Genomic DNA, 22,467 nt, shown 5'->3' with positions numbered 1-22,467 from the left:
TCCCAGGTTACGTTCTCCCTGATTATTTTGAGAAGCGAAGCAGGTTTGACCAGATTTACTATGGCAAACAGGATGACGCTTAAAAGCAGCGCCCACAATAAATCTATCCCGGAGAAAAGATTCAAAACCACAGCTAAAAGAATCCCCCAGATGCTTTTCAGAAATAAAAGCAGATTTTCAACAGTATTTTTCTGGCTCTTGCTTTCCTCTTTTTCGAGTTTGACTTTTCTCCAGAGGAAAAATATCCCCGCACCCAACATAGTCAGACTCATAGGCACCTGGGCAAGAATTATCTTGCTCAAAGGCACCTGTAATATGACCGAGGCGATAATTACCCCCTGATATAGAGGAAAGACAAATTCCATTATATGCCTGAACCAGTGATTGAAAGATGCTTTTATCTCCGGCGAGAGATTTTTCCTCGAGCCGACCTCCTCTATCATGGGTGCGGACATCATCGCACCGCCGGGCATAGGGAGTATTCCGATTAAAGCCGGCAGAAGAGCCAAGATGGTCCTGGTATCTTTGACCAGATTCTCTAAGGAGTCGGTTATATCCCTCAAGCTATTGGTGAATTTTAAAACCCCGCCGAAAATGGTGACCAGAATAACTATAAACAACAGATGCAGGGTATCCCATTCGATCGTGGCTTTGAAGACGTTTTTTATAAGTTCCAACAGAGGCAGAGAAAACAAAATCCCCAAGAAGATTGCTCCCAAAAGGAGAGTATACCCCACCTGAACTTTCTTCTTGATCAAAATGACTAAAAAAACGAAAACGATGAAGATCTTTAGAATGGGTATCATTTTATCCTATGCTCTCAACTGTCATTGCGAGTCCAAAGGACGAAGCAATCTGTTGACTTTATAAGGATTGCTTCGCCACTTACGTTTCTCGCAATGACAAATAAAAACCAGGGCACGCCGCAAAGTGCTCCTGCCATTTTGTGCTCAGGGAATATACATTAAAGTTGGTAAAATTAAAACCCTTTTCTCATCAGTCCCCTACGAGGGAGAGCTTTCTTGCATCTTATGTCAAATCATCAATAGATTTTGGGAATCAGGCGCTTGGTGGTATTTGAGTAATCCAGATACTCTTCTCCGAAGGCTTGAATTAAGGCTTTTTCCTCAACCTGCATTCTGTAAATGAATGCTGTCAATATAGGCACAACTATCCCGATACTGCTTAACCAGTTCGAAAAAGCCAGACCCAAGCCAAGAAATGAAACCAGACTGCCTGCATAAGACGGGTGACGGATATATTTGTAGATCCCCTTTTTAACTATCTTGTGGCCTTCTAAAATGCTCACATCTACTGTAAAGTATTTTCTGAGGGTAAGAATAGCAGTCCACCTGATGACAAGTCCGAGCAGCATCAGGAAAATTCCGCAGCTTGAAAGGAGATGATGCCTGACCCGTATGAAACCAACCCCTTTTACACCAAGAAAAACTCCCAAGAAAACAGAGAGAAAGATGGCAATCCACAAAAACCTTAAAGAGGATTTATCCAGTCTGGATGAATCTTTTGCTCCAGAGCGTTTTACCCTGCTCAGGATGATTTCTGAGAGGAGCCAGAACGCGGAGATAACGATAAATATTATGCTGACATACATTTCTTTTCTTGAGGACGTGAGGGCAAGGCTCGCCGTGCCCCTACCTATTTTCATTGGTAGAACAGACATCCTTGTCTGTTCTACCACAGGTCAGACACGAATGTCTGACCTACCTAATTGTATCTTTTTCCCTTGAACCCTTTTTATAGTCTATACGCCAGACTCACAAAAAACTTATCCGTGGTATAAGACTCTTTGACCATATCAATTCGGTTATCCCTGAACTCGTTAACCCCGTGATTCCAGGCAACGTCTAAAGTCATCACCTGGTCGATTAGAACACCTGCTCCCAGGGTGAAATATCTGCGGTCAGTTTTCAAATAAACCGATTTAAACGGAATCGGGTCCTCATAAAATCCTATTCTTAATTTTGCAGCAAGCTCCGGCATATTAAACTCTGCCCCCACGTGCCAGCGCGTGACTTCCTGGTAGATTTCCTTATATAATCTGTCATCAACTCCTGCCCTTGCCTGAGGTTTAAGTTGGGACCAGTCCGTAATATTAATATCTCCTGCCAGGGTTACGTACTTGAAGTTCAGAGCCGCCCCTACTCCAAAAGAGTAAGGATGCGTCAAATCATAGTGCCCTAATAATTCATATTCCTCTATAATCCCTGAATCAGTAGGTACGTAAATGCTGTCGTAATTGAAGGTAAAATCCTGATCGATGGAGAATTTAGTAGGAAAATCTATGGTCGCTCCTATACTCAAAAATTTCGAGGCATCCACTGAAAATCCTAATTTTGCGTTCCAGCCAGAATAGTCATATAGATACCGGTTTCTCTCCCTTATTTCAGAAGTTAACTTGGTTGAAGGCTGTACGTAATATTCCTGAAGATAGTCATCCTGACCCTTCCAGTAATTAACTGCCCCGCCTACGGAGATGTTAGGAGAAAGGTCAATTGCTCCTCCAAAAGACCACATATTAATCCCGCCGGTCTCAAGGGCTAAAGCATCCAGATCAATCGTTCCGGTTGTCGGGTCTATAAAAGTTGAATGAAATGCATGGTCAAAGCTTTTCATCCGGTTAAATCCTAAGGCAAAGACCATGCTTCCCCTGTAAGTGGGAACCGGAAGCACGATATTGGCAGAACTGAAGCGGGTGTTGGCCTGGGTCATATCTTCGTTCAGGTAATAGGGACTCAAGGACCGAACATTTCCAGCGGATCCGGTTTCATTTTTTATCCTCTGATGGGTCATCCCACCTGAAAATTCTATCCTTTTCACCTTTGCCAGGCGTGCAGGATTATAAACCAGTCCGGAGGCATCGTTGGCAGTTGCGATCTGGGCACCACCCATCCCCATTGCCCTGGCACCCACCCCAAAGAAATTTCCTGCAGAAGGCTCTTCCACCTGGAGATAATTTCTGTCGATCTCCTGGCTGAAAATCGCAGACGAAATGAATAAAATCAAAAAAACAGTAGATAAGAATATCCTACCTGACATATATTTCTCCTTGAAGCATTTTTATCTTGTCCTCTTGGGGTTTTTCCCATCCGTCTTCTCCACCTTTTTCTCTTCAGTTGGCTGAGGCTGTGATTGCTGCTGACCCTTATTTTCCTGAACTGCTCCGGGGACTTGGCCCGGATTGGTATTGGGCGCAGTTAAAGCCGGAGGATTTATCCCCTGACCTCCGGGGACATAAGGCGGCTGCAAACTTCTCCTATTTTTCTCTAACCTCTCACTTGGAACAGTAGTACCACCCCCGCTCGGCTGCCCATAGTACCAGTCCCACCACCAGGGATACATATAATAATGTCCATAGTTGGGATAATTCCAGTAATAATCAGGGTTATAGCCATAGTAATAACCGTAAGGATACTGGTGATAATCCGCATGGCAATCAGTACAGTGTTCCCGGTAATAACCGCCGTTATAGGCTTGTTCCTCTTCTCCCTTGACCCCGGGATGAGATAAAACAGTGTAACAGCCTGCTGCAAAAATTGCAGTGATAGTCAAAAGCAACCCTATCAGTACCCACCTATTTCTCATTTTTCTCACCTCCAGCTTACTTTAAAATGCAATGACAAGTTAGAAAGAACGACTATCTCACTCACTATAACTACGTAAAATTAGACACTTCTGCTACTTAATCCGTTTAATCCTTTTAATCTGCTGTATGAAATCTTTTGTTCATCTGTAATTCGCCTTCTAATTACTGGACATATCTTTGCTCTTTGTTGGTATCCTCACCAGCGAAGTTTTAGTTTTATTATTTTTGTCTACGATCTTCACCCTTTAGACTAAAGCCTTTAGCCTTTAAAAGAACTCCACATAAATTATCCGGAATTCTCTCCCGATCTGGGCGACATTTCTTGTATTTTGCAAGACATTCCTTAAATCCAATTCCAGGGAAAGCCGGTCTGAGAAAATCCATTGAATCCCTAAGTTGAGATAACCTCTTCCCTTTCCTAAGGCAGTCGACTTGTTGTCATTCGTGCCTAAATCATATTCTAAAAGTGCCCCCAGGCTTTCATTAAACCTTACATCGGTTCCCATAAAAAGGGTAAGGCTCTTGTTCTGGTCCTTGCCCTCCAGACTATAGTTCATACCGAAATGAAACCCGATCGGCACCTCATTGAAAAGATAGTTTTTACTCGCCACCGCATAAAAACCCTTGGACTTGTACTGATACCTTTTCAGTGAATCGGCATCATAATATAGTCCCACGCCCTGGCCGTCGTAACCCAGTGCCACTGCCGGTAGAAGATAGCTTTCGTTAATCACCCTGATTTTGGCGGCAATCTCAGGTCTCGGGTTCCAGACAGGTTTTTCCTCGCTGATGAGTTTTGCACCTCCATAGGATACTCCGAGCATAAACCTGTTCATCAGCCCGATGTCTATGGTATTTATCACCCCTCCTCCCGGGTAGATCCTGATGTCAAAGTCAAAACTTCCTCTGGGCAGAAGTCCTGCTGTTGGAGTGTCGATTAGTTTACGAGGCTGGACGTTCCCCCATTCCTTTATCCGGGTCACCTTCCCCTGCTCCACTTTCTGAGAAAAAGCCAAACCCTGCAATAGAAATAAGGATAAAACTGTGATAAAGACAACTTTTTTCATCTTCTCCTCCAGTTTTAGGTTCACCTTTAGGTTTTAACTTAATCCCAGAAAGCTTTCAAGTCAAATAAAATCTGCAATTAAACCCAGGTCACGGAAAAAGAAAAATTTAGGCTTGATAAATCAAGCCCCTACAAAAAATCGATGTAGGGGTTCGATTTATCGAACCCAAAATTTACTTTTCTTGCTCTTCGTCCGAACTTGTCATCAAGACCCAAAATCGGGGATCCATAGGATTGGTGTCCTCACCAACGAAGAAAGTTTGTTGGTCAGGAGACCAACAAACAGCGAAACAGCGAAAACACGGTCAACTCGTAGGTCGGGCACCCTTGCCCGACCTCTGCTGGATACTTTTTCAAAGACCCCTCTATCGAATACAATTAAAAAAGCAATCCTTATGCCTGAAAAATAAAAAGTGGGTCTTTCTGTAAGTGGCTGTTTTGTATGTAGATATCTGAAGATATATCTTTTAAAGAAAATCTGAAATCATCTTCTTGCACAAAAATCATTCAGAGGCAAAACTTTTTTGTGCATTAACTCCATTTATCATAACTGACGATTTCCTCTAATTTTTTCCTCTGTCTTGGAGGAGGAATGGTTTTGGGATAACCCAGGGGAAAAAGCTGAACTATTCTAACCTCCTGTGGGATATTGAGGATTTTTTTGACCTCGTCTTCCTTGAAAGCACCTATCCAGCAGGTACCCAGACCTTCTTCAACTGCCTGCAGAGTCATATGATTCATTGCAATTGTCAGATCGATGGGATAGGCATACTGTCCGCAGGTCATCACGTAGTTGACTACTGTTGCACAACCAACGATTATCACCGGCGCTTCAGCAAGGAAATGCTGATTATTAGCCGCAGAGGCGACTTTCTTCCTTAACTCTTTATCCCTGACGATTACGAATTTCCATTCCTGCAAATTCTTGGCTGAAGGGGCTAACCTGCCAGCTTCCAAGACCCTTAATAATTTTTCTTCCTCGATCGGCTTGTCCAGAAAACTGCGGATACTACGTCTAGACTTGATTGCTTCAAAAACGGTCATATATCTCCTCCCAAGTATTTAAAAAATCGTGAGCGTTAATCGTTTCTCGTGAGCGAAGGAAAAAATCCCTAATTTTACCCAGAGCTGAGAATAATTGATTATAGCGACTTAATAAGCTTGGTCAACATCTGAAGAACTCTGTTGTATTCTCCTCGCAGCTTTTCCGCTTCTTCGCTCTTAACATATCCCAGGTCTTTTGCTAAAAGAAGTTGATACTTGACTTCGCTGGCAGACCCCTTAGCCATTCCAAGAAAATGTTTGTACTCTCCCCCTGTTTTTCGATTGGCACCCTCAACCATATTCATCGGGACAGAAGAAGCAGCCCTTCTCATCTGAATGGTTAAATTGAATATTTCCCTGTTAGGGAATTTATTAGTCAACCTATATATTTCTAAAACAAGAGCATGTGAAAGCTTAAAAACATCCAGTTCTTCAATGTCCACTTTAACCCTTTTTTAGTTTTTCCTACGATCACGAGAAACGGTCTTTTATAGAAACAAATAGGGACGTTCAATTGAACGTCCCTACAATTTTTTTTACCCATATCTTTTGTCCGTTATCCGGCATTCGTCATCTCTTGAGTCTACTTCTTGATAAACAAATTCGGATCCACCGGCGCATTCAGGTTCATCTCCAAAACCTTGGTCTCCGCATATTTCTTTCCCTCAACGCTGATCACCTGGTCAAAGGGAAGTTTCACTCCTGAGACCTCCCTGAAATCAGACAGGACTTCCTCGAAGTTGGATGGACCCATCATCCCCTGCCCCCGGTAGGAGATCTTGACCGGAAGATAAGATGCCGGGTCTATGTACACCTTCAATTCATTTCTGGAAGGATCGGAGATCAAAAGAAGGTCCAGTTTTTTCCCTTCAGATTCTTCCTCGCCTAAATCCTGAATCTTTAAGTTCTCTGCCTGAAAAAGATTGGTGAAAGAGCGGAAAAGTTCACCCTTGGTTTCTTTCACCTGAGACTCCGGTAAATCCTGCGAGCCCTGAGGACCCACAAACCAGCCTTTTTCCCCATCGAAAACCACAGTGAAAACCCCACCCGGGGTGTTCATCTCCTGCACTACCTTATTCGGGAAGATCTGGCTGGAAGTAACTGAAATCTGAACATCACCCTGGGGAGTCGAAACGCTGGTCTCTGTCTTTATCACTGCGCTCTTGATGGCTGAAAAGCTCTTTTTCCCGCCGCAGGCGGTAATTACTTTGTCGAAAGTCTCTTTTCCTTTGGCTAAAGAGGCGGGAGTGGCTTCTGGAGTCTTCTCCTTTGCCTGAGGTGCGGCTTCAGGGATAGTGATATCTATGGTATCCACTTTACCCAGGACTGAAAGAGGCTGGTCGAAATCCTGGCTTTTCCCTACGGCTAATATCACTAACTGATCCGGACGGAGATGTGATTTGGCTGCTCTGAGTATATCCGCCTTGGTGACCTTCTCTATCCGGTCTCTGGTAGTCTGGGTAAAATCCAGAGGGAAGCCGTAGTATTCATAGGTCATAAGACGGTTGACCACCTTATCCTTGGTATCGAACTTGAAGGCAAAGGAATTAAGGTAATACTCCCTGGCTCTATTCAGCTCCTCGTCAGTAACCTCTTCCTGAGTGAGCCTCCTGATCTCATCGATCATCAAATTTATGGCTTTCACTGTTGACTCGGATTTGGTTTGACAGAGAACGTAAAAAGCGTCCGGATAAGCGAAATCGAAGTTGTAAGAACCTCCTACATGGTAAGCCAGTCCTTCCTCGGAACGAACCTTTGTGAAAAGGCGGGAGGCAAAGCTGCCGCCAAAGATGTTGTTCATCAGACTAATAGCGGGGTAATCCGGATCATTCATCCACCCGCCAATATGACCCAGATAGATATTTGCCTGGTTGACGTCATCTTTTTTTACCAGATTAACTGAGGAGTGATATTGGTAATCTACTTTTGGAAATTCCAACCCCTCGACCTTTTCCGGCTTCCAGCCGGCAAAGGCTTTTTTTATCTTCTGCAGCATATCCCTGGTATTGAAATCTCCCCACACCCCTATGATAGTATAATTGGGATGAAAATATTTCTTATGGAATGCGATCAGGTCCTCGCGTTCGATGTTGTCGATGGTGGCATATTCTGGAACGCGCGCATAAGGGCTTTGAGCTCCATAAATAAGCTTATTGAACTCACGGTCAGCGATCTGTCCCACCTGATCGTTCCGGCGGGAGATACCACTTTTCTGCTGGACCTTTGCCAGATCGATCTTGTCCTGGTCGAATTTCGGGTCCAACAGGATGTCAGCTAAGATGGAAAGCCCCTTGTCAACATCATCTTTCAGGACTGACATCGAGGCGCCACCTTCTGTTCCTCCGATATAGGTCTCCACTGATGCGCCCAGTTTCTCTAACTCATCGTCTATCTGGTCCCCGGTCCTGCTACCCGCTCCGCCTGTTCTCATAACCATTCCGGTGATACTGGCAAGACCTATTTTGTCTGCCGGCTCAAATACTGAGCCGGTCTTGATTTTAGCAGATAACCCCACAATGGGAAGCTGATGGTCTTCTGCCAAAAAGACTATCATACCGTTGGGAAGGACCTCCCTTTTCACCTCCGGGATCTTCAGCTCGCCTAAGGGAGGATATTTCAAATCTTTATAACTTTTCTGTGTCCAACCTGCGGAGGTGACAAACAAAATCAGAAACATCACCAGAAAAAGGTACTTAAAGTTTTTCATACTCCTGAACATCTCTTTTCTCCTTCTGTCAAGATTCATTGTATTGTTTTGTGAATTCATTGTTCTTTTTTTATTTTTTTCCTTGAACTCTTGAACCCTTAAACCCTTGAACCTTTTTTTATTTTGAAGTGACTATCTCACCAACTGTCCGGTTGGTTTTCTTGAGATATTCATTCGCCGCTTTTTGAATATCCGAGGGGGTGAGGCTGTTTATCCGATCCAGTTCTTTGAATAGGTTTCTCCAGTCTCCAGATATCACCTGATAAGAGGTAAGCTGAATCCCCATTCCCATATTGGATTTAAGCTGCCTTATGAAGTTTGCTTTTGCCCTGGTCTTGATAGCATTCAAATCTTCAGTGGAAATAGGATCGGTCTTTATCTTTTCTATTTCCTGGTAGATTATATCCTCGCATTCCTGATTGGAATGGTCCTTCGAAGGAACCGCATAAAAGGCGATAAGGGTAGGATATTTCTCTGCCGGAAAAGCCGGGATTGACCCTACCTGCACCGCAATCTTTTTCTCCTTGACCAGGATTTTATAAAGCCGCGAAGTCCGACCGCCACCCAGGTAATCAGCTATTGCTGAGAAAGCCGGATCTTCGGAATTGTTGGTGTTGGGGCGGTGATACCCGATGAGCAGGATCGGCTGGGACTTATCCTCGACTTCTATCCTTTTCTCCCCTAACTGCGGGGGCTCTACGGTTCTTACCGGAGAAGGATATTCCCCCCTGGGAATGCTTCCGAAATACTCCTGGGCAAAGGCTATTACTTCTTTTGGATTAACGTCTCCCACAATTCCGATGGTGAGGTTGTTCGGTATATAATATTTTTTGTAATAATCCTGCGCTTGATGACGAGTGATCGATTGAAGGTCAGACATATGCCCGATTACTTGGTGGTGGTAGGGGTGTGACTTAAAGGCTGCTGCCATAAACTCTTCAAACAGTTTTCCGAACGGACTGCTCTCTATTCCCAGTCTTCGCTCCTCCATTATCACGTCTTTTTCCTTATAAAATTCGCGCAAAACCGGATGTATGAATCGATCCGACTCTAATGCCATCCATAGCTCTAACTTGTTGGAGGGAAAGCTATATATGTAGCAGGTCTGGTCATCGGAGGTAAAAGCGTTCAGTCCCACTCCACCTGCTTCCTCCACTATTGCTCCGAATTGATTGCTCACTACGTATTTTCCCGCCTCGTCCTGGGTTTTGGAAAACTCATCCTGCAATTTTTTCAGCCGGTCCTGATCTGCCCTGTCCCCTTTGTCCCTTTCCATTAAAATCTCATTGAAAAGGGAATCCTCTTTTGCCATCACTATTTTTTCTTTTTCATAATCTTTTGTACTGATATCAGTGGTTCCTTTGAAAGCCATATGTTCAAAAATGTGGGATATTCCGGTTATCCCGGTAACCTCGTTATTCGAGCCTACGTTGGCATAGGTGCAAAAGGAAACCACTGGAGCCTCGTGCCTTTCTAAGATGATAAATTTTAACCCATTGGGAAGGGTGTACTCGGTGATGTCTTTTTCCATTCCCTTAAAAGAATCCAGGGGTTTACCCTTTCCTGCGGCTCCGCTCCCCTTTTGCCCGAATGAGAATGAGAATAAGAACGAAACTAAAACTAAGCTTAGAGCAAGACACCTCTTCTTAAACATAAAACCACACCTCCTGTAAATGGTTAATTGTTATAGCTTTTATTTGTTTCCTGTATGTAGAGGAAGGCTTCAGCCTTCCAACCGATAAAATATCATCCTTGCCACCAAGAAATAGAAGCATCACTATTCCTACAAAATATAGTCCACAATTTAACTAAAACCGACACTTTGTCAAGAGCATCACGGATTTTTTTTGATATTTCTTGATGCTTTTTCTTATACTTGGGTTTTCTACCGATTGTTTCAATTTTTTTATGTTCGGGAAAAGTAGAGACGCATAGCGATATGGCTCGACGTTTTGAGAAAAAAGTAGAGGCGACCAGACGGGTCGCCCTGCAAACACATCAATCCAATTTAAGTGGAATCATTCTTTCCCATAGACATTCCAACTCAATCATCCGCTATTTGTCTCTTAAGGTTAATATATAAATACAAGATACAAATGCCCATCCAAGAATCGCAAGTAAAACTAAAACAAGAAAAACGGCGGCAATATATTTAAGAATTATTACCATATAAATCTCCTATAAATTTAATCCACTTGTTTACGGTATATAAATGATTACTTAAAGTCTCAATCCTCTTTTAGAGTAGTCATTCTTTCCCACACCTTTTTCACGTATATTTGCTGGTTCCTAGGCATTTGACCAAATTCCGTTTTTTTGACAATGCAATATAATAACAACGGTCTGCTTTTCTCCCTCCAGAGTAATTTTCCAATTTAATATCTATCATTTTACCTTTGAAAAGAAAGGCTTCACAATTATATTTATTATTTCTTTGAAATGTTTTTGACATCGATACCTTATTTAAAACTGTTTACATATTTAATTCCTAAATCAGTTATTATTCTACCTCTTGGAGTTCGCATAATAAATCCTATATATATTAACCAGGATTCATGGATATATACTAAATCCTTTTCATCTATATTCAACCCCATAGATAAAACTTCTTCGCCTATAGCTGTATGTAAATCAAAGGCTCGATGGGTTAAAAGGAATTTTAATATTTTTCTATCAGTAGGATTTAATCCTAGATTATCTATTTCTAATCTTTTGGTTACTTTAATACAGGCTTCTTCTATGGTTGAACCATCAAAAACTGCTTGGTTAGATACTTTAGTGGCTAAATTAATTGCCAATCTGGGAATACCTTTTGACCTTTCTGCAAGAAATTTACATACATTTTCACCAAATTTTAATTCCTCTCCAACAAACCAAAGTATTTCCATAAGTTCTTTTACGGTATATAATTGGAATTCATATATATTAATAAATCTATCTAACAATGGTTTACTAAGAGTTCCAGCAGTTGTAGTTGCTCCAATTCATGTAAAGCGTTGTAATGGTCTACCTTCATAATGAAAATCCTGCATAGGCGAATATAACAATTCCTGATATTTTTTAAAGGCATGAATTTCGTCAATAAACCAAACATCTCTTAAACCTAGATTAAATAATATTGCCTCAATATCCGATTTTTTATTAAGGTTTGTCCCCGTTGAAAAAATAAAATGATTGCCTAAATCTTTGGCGATTACTTTTGCTAAAGTAGTTTTCCCCAATCCTGGTGGACCGGTTAAAAGAGTATGACCTAAGGAAGTGTTCCGTTCAATGGCTGAATAATTTACGGCCAAATCATAAATTATCGGTTTTTGACCTATAAAATTAGTTATTGAAATTGGTTTATACATTATAATTCCTTCATTGGATTTAAACCCGCTTTTTGATCTTTTTCATATTTCTGCATACTTTTTTCACCTTTTACCGCAGGAGTCATGTTCTCTGCAATTTAGCTGAAACTGCTACTTTGTCAAGGGCACTACTCTTTTTTTCAGCATACTTTCTTCTCTTTATTTTTCCTGCTCTAATTTCTTGCGGATTGTTTGGTTTTTTGTCCAGGAAAAAGAATCCAACCAGAATAGAGACGCATTCGATGCGTCTCTACGATCACTTGAATCCTTGACTCCTCGAATCCTTTTACGTTTTTACATCTTCAGCTCATCCCATTTCTTAAACACATTCAAAACCATTTTTTTAATCTTTTCCGCCACTTTTTGCATATATATTTTCGCCTTTTTCTCATCGAAATCCGGATACCCCTCATTTTCCTTATACAGGATGATGGAGGATGGGACAGGCACTACGCTGAGAGCTTCGTCAAATTTATAAGCCATTCCTTTTTTATACAGTTCTTTCCTGACCAAGCTTTTGTCAATCTCCAGGATCCCGGCAGTCTCATCCACCGCTCCATGTCCCCCGGCAACGCCATAGACTTGCTTGGTTATATCTTCACACAAAATCCACCAATGCACCACAGCAATTTTTGCTTTTCTGGCTTTATGAACCTTAAAAGCCGCATTTTTCAACTCATTCAGATGTCCCCCGTGCCCGTTGATTACAACAATCTTTGAAAAACCTTTTTCAGCCATCGAATCGATGATCTCATAAAGGTAATTTTCAAAAGTCTGGGAGGTAACAGTCAAAGAGCCGGGATAATGATAAAGGCTTCGCGTGACACCATAATAGACCGGAGGTGCAATAATTGCCTTTAAATCCTCTGCAATCATCTCCGCTATCTTTTGAGGTATCTGCACGTCCGTTCCTAAAGTAATGACACCATGAGCCTCAATCGTGCCTACTGGCAGGATAATGGTGTCAATTTTTTTCGGAACCAACTTCTCAAACTCCATCCAGTTCAGATTTTCCAACCTGTAAACCATGAAATACTCCTGTTTTTCGTTTTTTAGGTTTTTTTTATTTCCCCTGTCTACTGTCTACTACCTACTGTCTACTTTATTTATATTCCAGCACATAAACCGTCATCTCTTTGGGCAGAGAATCTTTAGAAAATCTGACTGAATTTTTCCCTACCTTCACCACATTCTTTTTCCCTTTCAAGAACGGCTCAAGCGTGGAGATGGGAAATTCGGAACCCATAACCGGGGTCTTGTAATGCATTGGGAAAACCACTTTAGGATTCATTTTATTGATGATTTTGATAGCCTGTTCTGCATCGATAGTGAAGTATCCACCAACTGGTATGAAAACCACATCCACAGGTCCGATTTCTTTGTACTGGGAATCAGTCAGGTCAACCCCTAAGTCGCCAAAGTGCGCAAATCTTATCCCTTCAAATTCCCAGACCCAAATAAAATCATCACCCCTGCCGTTTCCGTGAGAGGCTTTGACTGCCTTGAAAGTGATTCCTTTTGCTTCCTTCGTCTGCCCGCCTCTTATGACTTCAGGCTTTCCGCTTATGGCAGAGACGTTATTGTGATCGAAATGCTCATGGCTAACTAAAACGAAATCCGCGCTGACATTGGGCACAGGATAACCTACGGATTTGTCAAACGGGTCAGTTACAATCTTGACAGAATCAGAAAGCATAAAGCAGGAATGCCCGAACCACCTGATAGTAACCTCTTTGTTTTCCATTTTTTCTCCCTCCCCTTTAGTTTTTTGAGCTTGAGCTGGATTGAAAATCAAGGTTAAAGTAAGTATCCCCCAGAACAGGATCAAAAGTTTAACTTTTTTGAACACAAGACCTCCTTTTTCTTTTTTTTAAACCTTTCGTAGCGCGACCCTTTCAGGGTCGCAATGCGAGGCTAAAAGCCTCGCGCTACGGACTCTTTCTGGAGTATAAACCTTTAGGTTTATCAAGGTAAAGCTAAAGTCTTCGCCAGGATCCTGTGGACAAGACCTTGAGGCTTTACACTCCAGATTACATTCAGAATCCTCTTTTTTGCGCTTTTTGCTTATCTTAAAGTATAAAGTTTATCGAACAAAACTAATTGCGACGAATAATAAACCAGCCGGTAAAACGACCTGAACAAGCTATAAGCTTGCTGCCAGATGAAGACAGAGAGCACCATCAACCCATTAGCAGTCTGCAAATGCAATGCTCTATTCAGCCCGAAATAGGCCGCCAGAGTTCCAATAAGAATTATGCTCAAAAGATAATAAAGTAAAATCGTCTTGCCAAAATTCCTGAAGATAAACCTTAAGCTCGGTTTCAGAATCGCCCTGAGTTTCTTCTCCTCAGAAGTAACCCAGTAAATCCTCAGGTAGTCGCCCCACATATCCACCAGCATAAACAGAATCGCAAAGATTACCAGCCCGGCGATAAGAACTAAAACGTGACCCGTTACTGAAAGCTCCTTCCCTGCTATAGCCTGGATCAAAGAGAAGATTAACATCCCCAGGATAAAAGACAAAAGATAGATTATACAGATGAAGATGAAAATCTTAAAAAAGCTCCAGAAATATTTACCGCAGTCTCCAAAGAATTTTTCACCCCTGAATCTCTGTTTCCCTTCTCTTAGACTCTGAAAAAGAGTTCCCCACAAACCTCCGGAGAGGAATATATAACCAAGTACAGAGATTAAAACTGTAAAAAGAAATAAAACCCGGTATAAGCCTATGCTCTTGTTCCAGTAAGTAAAGAAATCCACCAGCAGAGAAAAATCATACCCCTTAAGAAAATTATCAGCCAAAGGAGACAAGGAGAAAGTTCTGGCGAACATGTAATAGGCCGGGATCAAAAGACAAAATGCAAAAAACACCTTGAATAAAAACAAGATCAGAGCCAAGATTTTATTCTCCCAAACTCTGGCAATGCCATTCCTGAACGCTTCCCACATAACCATCTTTTACCTACTACCTATCACCTTTTTCAAAAAAAATCCACCATCCACTGAACAATACTTTCCATCCAGAACAGATAATCCGAAAAAAACTTGAAATCCGGCCAGCGATGAGGCTTGGTCGAGAGCCCGTTGTTGTTCACATTCAAATCCAGGGCTATTTTATTATCCGGATCAACCACAGCGGACTTGATTTTGGCTTTGGTCTCAAGTTTTAGCTTAAACCATTTTTCCTTTCCGTCCCAGGTCTGCCTGATCTTCTCTCCATTTTCTAATTCTATTAAAATATCTACTGGCATGATTATGTCCCCGTTCCTTCTCAACTCGACGGTAGTCTCGTATAGCTTCTCTTTTTTTGAATCACCCTTTTCTTCGCTTTTTATCCTTCTTACCTCGTAATCGCAGATTTTAGTATCGTAAAACCAATCTCTAAAGAAACCATCTAAGTTTTGGTCTGTCACTTTTTCAGCCAATTTAATGAAATCATCTGTTTTTGGATGTTTGAACTGGTATTGATTATAATATTCCTTAAGAAACCTATCCATTTTCTCCTTACCAATCAGATTCTCCAGAAGGTCCAGCACCAGCGAAGTCTTATAATAGACGTTGACCCCATAGGAGGCAACACTTGCAAACTCCCAGGAGGGCTTGACAATGGGATCAACTTTAGTCGAAGCTAAATATGGGAACTTAGTCAGATTTTCATCAGAAATTTCGACTCCCCACAGGTCAATGATATTGCCCGTTATCCCATATTCGTTTTCCATGATTTTTCGGGTAGTGTAAGTGGTCATCCCCTCATCCAGCCAGGCTTCTTCAGCTTCGTTTGAAGCCACTATCCCGTACCACCATTGATGAACTAACTCATGGATTATAACCCATTCATCCAACCTGATAGTTTCTGGAGTAAAAGGCAAATCCGGAGGCATGGTAATGAACATCGGGGACTCCGCAGCTCCTGCTCCCAAACCGATGCGACTGTCCGCTATGACTAATTTATTGTAGGGGTATTTTCCAAAATGTGAACCACAATATTTCAAAGTCGCCTCAGCACCCTTTACCCATCTGGGTAATCTATATAAATCTCCTGGCAGAAAAAGGAAAACCACCTCGACCCCATCTATGTTTTCTTTCCTGACTTTAAAGTCGCCAGAGGCAGCCCAGGCGAAATCATGCACTTTCTCAGCGTGAAAAACTACCGTCCTTGTGGAATCAGGATTATTCTTCTCAGCGGTGATATAACCTGTCCCGTCGATGACATACTTTAAAGGAAGAGTGATTGAGACATCATAGGTCCCGAAATCCGAGAAGAACTCGGTCATATAATGGTTGGGGAAATTTCTCCAGGTGCCATCTTGCTCCAGCACAGCCAGCTTGGGAAACCATTCACACAGAAGAAAGTTATCCTCATCATACCCCAGGCGGAAGCTGATCTTCGGTAACTTCAGCTCAAATTCGCAAGACAGCTCGATTTCTTTGCCCGGTTTCAAAGGCTCAGGCAGGGATAGGCTCATCACCGTTTCATTCACCCGGTAGCTGACTTCCCCTCTTTCATCCCTGACTGCTTTTATCTTTAAATACCCCTGATATTCTTCCTTCTTCATCAGTTCCTTAATATATCCGCTTTCTTTGACAAAAATGGTCGAATCTGAGAAAAAGGCATTCGGAAAAAGGTGGAGATACAGGGTATCAAGGTTTTTGGTGGAGGTATTTAAAAAATAAATTTTCTCCTGCCCGGAGATTAACTTCTTTTTAACATCCAACCGGACGTCGATCTTGTAGGAAGCTACCGGGACATAGTCTGCCCGGATTTGAGAAGGGAAAACCGTAAAGAGAAAAATTAACAGGAACAACTTAATCGGTTTTAATTTTCCGTTCATCTCATCCTTTGGGGAACGCTCGAAAAATCATTCCGATTCTTTATTCTCAAGCTGATCTTTATCCATTAAAACCTGAAGATGGGCCTCAACTGAGGAAGCTAAGGCTTTGAGATTATACCCGCCCTCCAGGACTGAGACTATCCTTTCCTGACAGGTTTCCTCAGCCAGTCTTTTCACCACCTGGGTCATCCTTTTAAACCCTTTCTCTGTCAGATTGAGATTGGTCAGCGGATCATCCTTATGCCCGTCAAAACCTGCGGAGATGAAAATAAAATCCGGGACGAATTTCAAAGCCGCCGGATAAAGTATGCTCTCAAAAACCTCGATATACTCTAAATCACCGCTCCCGGCAAACATAGGTATATTAAGGGTGTACCCCACCCCTTCCCCCTGCCCCTTTTCACTTTCTCTACCGGTGCCGGGGTAAAAAGGATACTGGTGAATGCTGAAATAATAAACTGAGGGGTCCGAGTAGAAAGCTTTTTGAGTGCCGTTTCCGTGATGCGCATCCCAGTCCACAATCAGCACTTTTTTCAAGCCGTATCTTTCCTGCACGTATCTTGCTCCCACAGCCACATTATTGAAAATGCAGAATCCCATACCCCGGTTTGGCTCTGCATGATGGCCCGGAGGACGAACCGCGCAGAAAGCGTTTCTGACTTTTCCCTCCAACACGCCATCTACTCCTGCCAGAACCCCTCCTGCAGCTAAAAGAGCAACCCGGTAAGTCTCTGAGGTGATAACCGTATCCGCATCCAGGTGGCTGGGAGCATGTCTGGAGAACTCCTCTATCATCTGGATATATTCCCGCGGGTGAATCTTCTCTACCCACTCCAGAGAGGGATTATGCGGATCCATACGCTCCATCTCCGGAAGGTACTTTTTTTTCTCCAGGTGGTCCATCAGAAAGGAAAGCCGGGAAGGGTTTTCCGGATGACCTATCCCGGTCTCGTGCTTCAGATAATCCGGATGATATACTAATCCAGTAATTGACATTTTCTTCTCAACTATTCAGATGCTCCTCTCTTTTACCTTTAAGTCTGGTCATCGAGTATAATTAAACTTTTCAGTAAGAAGAAGTCAAGCAAGTTAGAATGATTTTTTTCAGTTATCAAAAGGCGAGGGAACCTCGCCTCAAAAGCCAACTGTCACGATAAACGAACAACGATCACGCTTTTTCTTTTCCCCTTGAACCCTTGAACTCTTGAACCTTTAAACCTTTTTTTATATTCTCTTACTCTTGCTCCTTGTTGGTCTCCAGACCAACAAGGTTCAATTGGTGTTTGATTGTTAAGGCTTCGTTGGTGAGGACACCAGCGGGGAGCGAGGGAGTGCTGGTCGTTGGTCTCCTGACCAACGACTCATCATACAAGGTCTCTAAGATCGGTCAATTTAAAGAACTGAAAAGGTTTCTCGGATAAGTAATAGGCTGCGCTTGAATAAGGGTAGTCCTCTGGATAATCAACTAATCTCCATTCAGGTTGAATCGGATTATTATGAATATATTCAGCTTTCTGTAATAGAAATTTAGCTGAATAGATATTTTTAAAGTTAGTGTCCCTCTTCCAGATTTGATATAATCTATCTTTCCTTTTCACCATGAATTTACTCAATAAATGAGGATCTGCTCCTTTCATAACCTTAATTATCCGGTTGGCAGTAAATTTGTGGAAATTCTGGTTTACTTTTTCCATTCTATTCTCGCCTAAGAGTTTTAGAATAAGATGAAGGTGCTCCGGCATTAAGACAAATGCATAAATATTAACCCATTCATTCCTGGTAATAAAATTCAGACTATCTAAGATTATGTCAGCATAGATGACATCTTGAAAGATCGGAACCCATTTAATAATGGTAGAAGTGACAAAGAAAAGATGTTCTTTTTCAAAATCTTTTACTTGTTGTCTCATATAATTCTACCCCTCGGTTGGTGAGGACACCAACCGAGAGCATCGTCTTGAGCCTTGTTGGCCTCCTGACCAACAAGGCTCAATGTGTCTATAGACAACAGGGCTCCGTTGGTAGGGACACTAACGGAAAGCAGAAGGCTAAGATACCTGCTTGTCGTTGGTCTCCTGACCAACGACCAATTCTTAAATTCCTGGCCTCCAGACTAACAATGCCCTTCCCTGTTGGTGTGGACACCAACAGGGAGCAGACCACCTTTGAATCTTTTTTAATTATATTTTCCTACTCTCTTCCTGCTCCTTGTTGGTCTCCCGACCAACAAGCTCCGTTGGTGAGGACACCAACGGAGAGCAGAAATTATATTCTCTTACTCTTCCACCTTCCCAGTTTAAACCAGAAAGCTAAAACCACCCCTTTGCCTATAGAGGTCAAGGTTATCGCCCACCATATTCCGGATACGCCGAGATTTAGTTTGATAGCTAACAGGTAAGCTAAGGGAATCCTCAAAATGGAGCCAGGAACTGAAACCATCATCGGCGGAAAAGTATTGCCCGCTCCGGAAAAAGCTCCTTCCAGGACTATCTCTATTGCCATGAAGATCTGGGATAGACCTAAAATCCGCAAATAGCTGATTCCGATTTTAATTACCTTGTCGTCAGAGATAAAGAAAGCGGCAATGTATCTGGGAAAGGATAAAAACATAACTGATATGAAACCGGTGATACCAATCACGATCAAGACCGTTCTCCAGGCAGATTTCTCTGCCCTTTCCGGTTTTTGAGCTCCTAAGTTCTGCCCGACCAGGGCTGCGGCAGCCAATGAGAATCCAAAACAGGTCAGGTAGGATAGAGATTCTGACCTGTTTCCTATCCCCAAAGCTGCAATCGCATCAGTTCCGAAGTGAGCAGTTATCTTATTCAGGAATAAGTAGACTAAGCTGAAAACAATGCCAGCAATTGAAGTGGGTAATCCTATTTTAACAATCCTCTGGACAGTCTTCAGGTTAAGCTTTTTTCGAATCCGCAAATCCAGCTTGAAAGGAAGCTTCCCTTTATTTATGTGTCTCCAGAAAAGGACGACTCCTATAAATTGTGAGATTACCGTGGCGATTGAAGCACCTATCGCGCCCAACTTGGGAAATGGACCTAAACCGAAGATTAAAATCGGATCGAGTATGATATTTAAGCCAACCGCTATCAGAGCTACTCTCAGAGGAGTCTTAGTATCACCCGAAGCCCTGAAAATGCCGCTTAAAGTATCTATCTGGAAAAAAAGCGGCGCTCCCAGGAAAATTATGCGCAGATATTTCGTTCCAATTGCGGTGACCTCTGGAGGAGTCCCCATCAGAATAAAAAATTGGGGAGTCAAAAGTATTCCCATAACAGCCAAGAGAGATGAGCCTATCAGTGCAAAAAGAAAAGCCTGTTCTGAGACGAAAGAAGCCTGAGCAGAATCTTTTGCTCCGATAGACCTGGAGACCAAAGCCACCACCCCGGTGGAGATAATTGCCGCTAACGAATAAATAATCCAGATAACGAAAACTGAGGAGATCACCGCAGCTAAATAGATTGCTCCCAACTTTCCTACCCAGAAGGCATTGGCAATCGAGAAGAAAGTTTCCAGGAACATCGAGGTAACCGCAGGCCAGGCAAGATGAAAGATATTTTTGGTGATACTGCCAGAAGTCATATCTAATACTTTTCGCTCTTTAGTTTCCACCACGATTTTTTTCTCACCTGTCATTCTGAGGGAGTCCAGATGGACGACCGAAGAATCTAGAGATTCTTCGCCTCTATGAGCCGTAAGGCTTTTAACGGCCTGCGGGCTCAGAATGACAAAATAACACTTCCTCCCCGGCTCCTTGTTAGTCTCCGACCAACAAGCCTCCGTTGGTGAGGACACCAACGGAGAGCAGTGCTTTCTCCTTGCCTTTAGCCTTAAGACTTTAGCCTATAGACTGTTTTTCCCGCATGATACGAGCTTCTTACCAGAGGACCTGATTCCACTTTCATAAACCCCATCCCTTCACCTATTTTCTTCAGCTTCTCAAAATCCTCAGGCGGATAATATTTCGCAACCGGAAGATGTTTATCCGAAGGAGAAAGATACTGTCCTATAGTGAGCAGGTCACACTTGATGTCTTTTAGGTCTTGCATCAGTTCAATTATCTCCTCATGTTCCTCGCCTATCCCTATGATGATTCCGGACTTGGTCAAAATGGAGCTGTCATACCCCTTCGATTTTTTAAGCAAGTTCAGAGACCTTTGATAATTCGCCCCTTTTCTTACTATGGGGTAAAATCTTTTTATTGTTTCCAGGTTGTGATTCAGAACAAAAGGCTTTTCCTTGAGCACAATCTTCAAAGACTCAAAATCACCCTTAAAGTCTGGAATCAAAACTTCAACCTTGCACCCTGGATTTGACTCCCTTAGTATTTTTATCACCCTGGCAAAATGCGAAGCACCCCCATCTTTTAAATCATCCCTGGTTACTGAGGTTATCACCACGTACTCCAGACCCAATTTTCTTACCGCCTCAGAAATGTGCAGAGGTTCTGAGACATCTAAAGGTAACGGGACTCCTCTATCCACATCACAGAAACTACATCCACGGGTGCAAATTCTGCCTAAGATCAAAAAAGTCGCAGTTTTTTCCTCAAAACAGGTCCCGATATTCGGGCAGTTCGCCTCCTGACAGACCGTATGCAGTTCAAGCGAGGATAAAAGAGACTTGACTTTTCTGTAATTTTCTCGTAACGGAGGTTTAACCTTTAGCCAGAGAGGAAGTCTTTCTCTTTTGATTTTCATATTTTTTCCTCAATTGTCATTGCGAGGAGTCCCCGTAGGGAACGACGAAGCAATCTTTCAAATGTAAACAGGTTGCTTCGCAATGACACAATCTATTCGTAGCGTCGGGTTTTATGCCCGACGTTAACTATGCTTGCTCCTTGTTGGTCTCCGAACCAACAAGGTTCCTTTGGTGCTCTGATCGATGAGGCTCAGTTGGTGAGGACACCAACTGAGAGCTTTGGGCGAGGAAACCCCACCCCTTACAATTTCTTTCTCCACGCTCACGGTTCTTTGTCTTTATTCGTCATTCGTAATCCGTCATAATCTTTTAAAATTTTTCATTTGACAATCACAAAAATTATCCGTAAAATTAATTTTCAAGCAATCCTGCCACAGGCGGGATAAATTTAACCTGTGGAGGCACAAAAATCAAGCCAAATGGCTGTTTTTAGAAATCAGTAACATTATCTTAGGTTCATTTTTAAACTCAGAGGATAAAATGCCGGAATTATTCTTCAAAACTTCTATGGAAAGTAAACCCCCGGAGGAAAAAGGTAAAGTTTATGATCTGATAATCCTGGGTGGCGGTCCCGCGGGACTATCTGCAGCACTTTACGCCGGAAGAGCCCGGCTGGATACCCTTTTGATAGAAAAAAACCTGCCCGGAGGACAGATCATGATCACCGATTGGGTGGAAAACTACCCTGGCTTCCCGGAGGGGATAACCGGCCTGGAGCTGGCAAAAAAATTCGAGGATCACGCCAGGAAATTCGGCACCAGGATAGTTCTGGAGGAAGTGGTAGATGTGGACCTCAAAACAGAGCCTAAGATTATTAAAACCTCTCAGGGAGAGTATCGTGCACACGCTATAATTTTAGCCACTGGAAACGAGCCCCGCAAACTCGGTATCCCTGGAGAGGAGAAATTCAAAGGCAGGGGTGTATCTTACTGTGCTACTTGCGATGGTCCATTTTTCAAAGATAAGGATATAGTGATAGTGGGATGCGGAAATTCCGGGGTTCAGGAAGGACTCTATCTTCTGCGGTTTGTAAAGAGCATCACCTTTGTGGAACGCCTGCAATGTCACAATGCGGAAAAAATCCTGATGGAGAGGGCATTGAAAGAGCCCAGGATGAAATTTTATTACGAGCATGAGCTGGTCTCCAT

Annotated in this window: 20 protein-coding genes; 1 reads left to right on the top strand and 19 read right to left on the bottom strand. The window is 42.6% G+C overall.

All coding sequences use genetic code 11. The features are described 5' to 3' along the window. The 19 genes from MUP17_05560 to lipA all read right to left on the bottom strand — a co-directional run. The coding region (locus MUP17_05560; GenBank protein ID MCJ7458439.1) for a DUF401 family protein at positions 1-806 on the bottom strand (806 nt) is incomplete at its 3' end. A 236-nt stretch (positions 807-1,042) separates the two neighbouring features. Further along, positions 1,043-1,612: an isoprenylcysteine carboxylmethyltransferase family protein gene (locus tag MUP17_05555; GenBank protein MCJ7458438.1), complete on the bottom strand. Its 570-nt coding sequence runs from the start codon at positions 1,610-1,612 to the stop codon at positions 1,043-1,045. Positions 1,613-1,755: 143 nt separating this feature from the next. Next, positions 1,756-3,057: an outer membrane protein transport protein gene (locus MUP17_05550; protein MCJ7458437.1), complete on the bottom strand. Its 1,302-nt coding sequence runs from the start codon at positions 3,055-3,057 to the stop codon at positions 1,756-1,758. A 21-nt stretch (positions 3,058-3,078) separates the two neighbouring features. Further along, positions 3,079-3,603, bottom strand: coding sequence for a hypothetical protein (locus MUP17_05545; protein ID MCJ7458436.1), 525 nt, complete (start codon positions 3,601-3,603; stop codon positions 3,079-3,081). A 267-nt stretch (positions 3,604-3,870) separates the two neighbouring features. Continuing rightward, positions 3,871-4,671 (bottom strand): YjbH domain-containing protein, encoded by an 801-nt coding sequence (locus MUP17_05540; protein ID MCJ7458435.1) that lies wholly within the window; start codon positions 4,669-4,671, stop codon positions 3,871-3,873. Positions 4,672-5,201: 530 nt separating this feature from the next. After that, positions 5,202-5,714, bottom strand: coding sequence for a nitroreductase family protein (locus tag MUP17_05535; protein ID MCJ7458434.1), 513 nt, complete (start codon positions 5,712-5,714; stop codon positions 5,202-5,204). A gap of 98 nt (positions 5,715-5,812) precedes the next feature. Then, positions 5,813-6,157: a four helix bundle protein gene (locus tag MUP17_05530; protein ID MCJ7458433.1), complete on the bottom strand. Its 345-nt coding sequence runs from the start codon at positions 6,155-6,157 to the stop codon at positions 5,813-5,815. A gap of 140 nt (positions 6,158-6,297) precedes the next feature. Further along, on the bottom strand, positions 6,298-8,421 hold the full coding sequence (locus tag MUP17_05525; GenBank protein ID MCJ7458432.1) for an insulinase family protein: 2,124 nt from the start codon (positions 8,419-8,421) through the stop codon (positions 6,298-6,300). A 118-nt stretch (positions 8,422-8,539) separates the two neighbouring features. Beyond that, positions 8,540-10,075 (bottom strand): insulinase family protein, encoded by a 1,536-nt coding sequence (locus tag MUP17_05520; protein ID MCJ7458431.1) that lies wholly within the window; start codon positions 10,073-10,075, stop codon positions 8,540-8,542. Positions 10,076-10,880: 805 nt separating this feature from the next. Next, on the bottom strand, positions 10,881-11,309 hold the full coding sequence (locus MUP17_05515; protein MCJ7458430.1) for a hypothetical protein: 429 nt from the start codon (positions 11,307-11,309) through the stop codon (positions 10,881-10,883). A gap of 96 nt (positions 11,310-11,405) precedes the next feature. Beyond that, the gene (locus MUP17_05510) at positions 11,406-11,771 is read right to left on the bottom strand and encodes an AAA family ATPase (protein ID MCJ7458429.1); all 366 of its coding nucleotides are present in this window, start codon (positions 11,769-11,771) and stop codon (positions 11,406-11,408) included. A 294-nt stretch (positions 11,772-12,065) separates the two neighbouring features. After that, positions 12,066-12,800, bottom strand: coding sequence for a creatininase family protein (locus MUP17_05505; protein MCJ7458428.1), 735 nt, complete (start codon positions 12,798-12,800; stop codon positions 12,066-12,068). Positions 12,801-12,873: 73 nt separating this feature from the next. After that, positions 12,874-13,620: an MBL fold metallo-hydrolase gene (locus tag MUP17_05500; GenBank protein ID MCJ7458427.1), complete on the bottom strand. Its 747-nt coding sequence runs from the start codon at positions 13,618-13,620 to the stop codon at positions 12,874-12,876. Between the two features lie 215 nt (positions 13,621-13,835). Then, positions 13,836-14,726: a hypothetical protein gene (locus tag MUP17_05495; GenBank protein MCJ7458426.1), complete on the bottom strand. Its 891-nt coding sequence runs from the start codon at positions 14,724-14,726 to the stop codon at positions 13,836-13,838. Between the two features lie 26 nt (positions 14,727-14,752). Next, entirely contained in the window at positions 14,753-16,603 is a 1,851-nt protein-coding gene (locus tag MUP17_05490; protein MCJ7458425.1) for a M1 family metallopeptidase, read from the bottom strand. Between the two features lie 27 nt (positions 16,604-16,630). Beyond that, positions 16,631-17,599, bottom strand: coding sequence for a histone deacetylase (locus MUP17_05485; GenBank protein ID MCJ7458424.1), 969 nt, complete (start codon positions 17,597-17,599; stop codon positions 16,631-16,633). Positions 17,600-17,967: 368 nt separating this feature from the next. Further along, the gene (locus MUP17_05480) at positions 17,968-18,513 is read right to left on the bottom strand and encodes a hypothetical protein (GenBank protein ID MCJ7458423.1); all 546 of its coding nucleotides are present in this window, start codon (positions 18,511-18,513) and stop codon (positions 17,968-17,970) included. Between the two features lie 355 nt (positions 18,514-18,868). Next, positions 18,869-20,254 carry an MATE family efflux transporter gene (locus tag MUP17_05475; GenBank protein ID MCJ7458422.1) on the bottom strand — a complete coding sequence of 462 codons (1,386 nt, stop codon included), beginning with the start codon at positions 20,252-20,254 and terminating at the stop codon, positions 18,869-18,871. Positions 20,255-20,448: 194 nt separating this feature from the next. Continuing rightward, positions 20,449-21,318 carry a lipoyl synthase gene (gene lipA, locus MUP17_05470; GenBank protein MCJ7458421.1) on the bottom strand — a complete coding sequence of 290 codons (870 nt, stop codon included), beginning with the start codon at positions 21,316-21,318 and terminating at the stop codon, positions 20,449-20,451. A 481-nt stretch (positions 21,319-21,799) separates the two neighbouring features. On the opposite strand from lipA, the gene MUP17_05465 reads away from it, so the two are divergent. Continuing rightward, on the top strand, positions 21,800-22,467 hold a 668-nt coding region (locus MUP17_05465), incomplete at its 3' end, for an FAD-dependent oxidoreductase (protein ID MCJ7458420.1).

Source organism: Candidatus Zixiibacteriota bacterium (genome assembly GCA_022865345.1).
Lineage (GTDB): Bacteria > Zixibacteria > MSB-5A5 > MSB-5A5 > RBG-16-43-9 > RBG-16-43-9.
This window is presented reverse-complemented; position numbering and strand designations above follow the sequence as displayed.

What these genes read in the sequence shown, in the direction of transcription:
- MUP17_05510 (MCJ7458429.1), bottom strand. Translation starts at nt 11,771, where the DNA reads ATGTATAAACCAATTTCAATAACTAATTTTATAGGTCAAAAACCGATA.
- MUP17_05485 (MCJ7458424.1), bottom strand. Translation starts at nt 17,599, where the DNA reads ATGTCAATTACTGGATTAGTATATCATCCGGATTATCTGAAGCACGAG.
- MUP17_05540 (MCJ7458435.1), bottom strand. Translation starts at nt 4,671, where the DNA reads ATGAAAAAAGTTGTCTTTATCACAGTTTTATCCTTATTTCTATTGCAG.
- MUP17_05490 (MCJ7458425.1), bottom strand. Translation starts at nt 16,603, where the DNA reads ATGAACGGAAAATTAAAACCGATTAAGTTGTTCCTGTTAATTTTTCTC.
- MUP17_05520 (MCJ7458431.1), bottom strand. Translation starts at nt 10,075, where the DNA reads ATGTTTAAGAAGAGGTGTCTTGCTCTAAGCTTAGTTTTAGTTTCGTTC.
- MUP17_05545 (MCJ7458436.1), bottom strand. Translation starts at nt 3,603, where the DNA reads ATGAGAAATAGGTGGGTACTGATAGGGTTGCTTTTGACTATCACTGCA.
- MUP17_05550 (MCJ7458437.1), bottom strand. Translation starts at nt 3,057, where the DNA reads ATGTCAGGTAGGATATTCTTATCTACTGTTTTTTTGATTTTATTCATT.
- MUP17_05525 (MCJ7458432.1), bottom strand. Translation starts at nt 8,421, where the DNA reads ATGAAAAACTTTAAGTACCTTTTTCTGGTGATGTTTCTGATTTTGTTT.
- MUP17_05555 (MCJ7458438.1), bottom strand. Translation starts at nt 1,612, where the DNA reads ATGTATGTCAGCATAATATTTATCGTTATCTCCGCGTTCTGGCTCCTC.
- MUP17_05495 (MCJ7458426.1), bottom strand. Translation starts at nt 14,726, where the DNA reads ATGGTTATGTGGGAAGCGTTCAGGAATGGCATTGCCAGAGTTTGGGAG.
- MUP17_05480 (MCJ7458423.1), bottom strand. Translation starts at nt 18,513, where the DNA reads ATGAGACAACAAGTAAAAGATTTTGAAAAAGAACATCTTTTCTTTGTC.
- MUP17_05475 (MCJ7458422.1), bottom strand. Translation starts at nt 20,254, where the DNA reads ATGACAGGTGAGAAAAAAATCGTGGTGGAAACTAAAGAGCGAAAAGTA.
- lipA (MCJ7458421.1), bottom strand. Translation starts at nt 21,318, where the DNA reads ATGAAAATCAAAAGAGAAAGACTTCCTCTCTGGCTAAAGGTTAAACCT.
- MUP17_05535 (MCJ7458434.1), bottom strand. Translation starts at nt 5,714, where the DNA reads ATGACCGTTTTTGAAGCAATCAAGTCTAGACGTAGTATCCGCAGTTTT.
- MUP17_05515 (MCJ7458430.1), bottom strand. Translation starts at nt 11,309, where the DNA reads ATGGAAATACTTTGGTTTGTTGGAGAGGAATTAAAATTTGGTGAAAAT.
- MUP17_05505 (MCJ7458428.1), bottom strand. Translation starts at nt 12,800, where the DNA reads ATGGTTTACAGGTTGGAAAATCTGAACTGGATGGAGTTTGAGAAGTTG.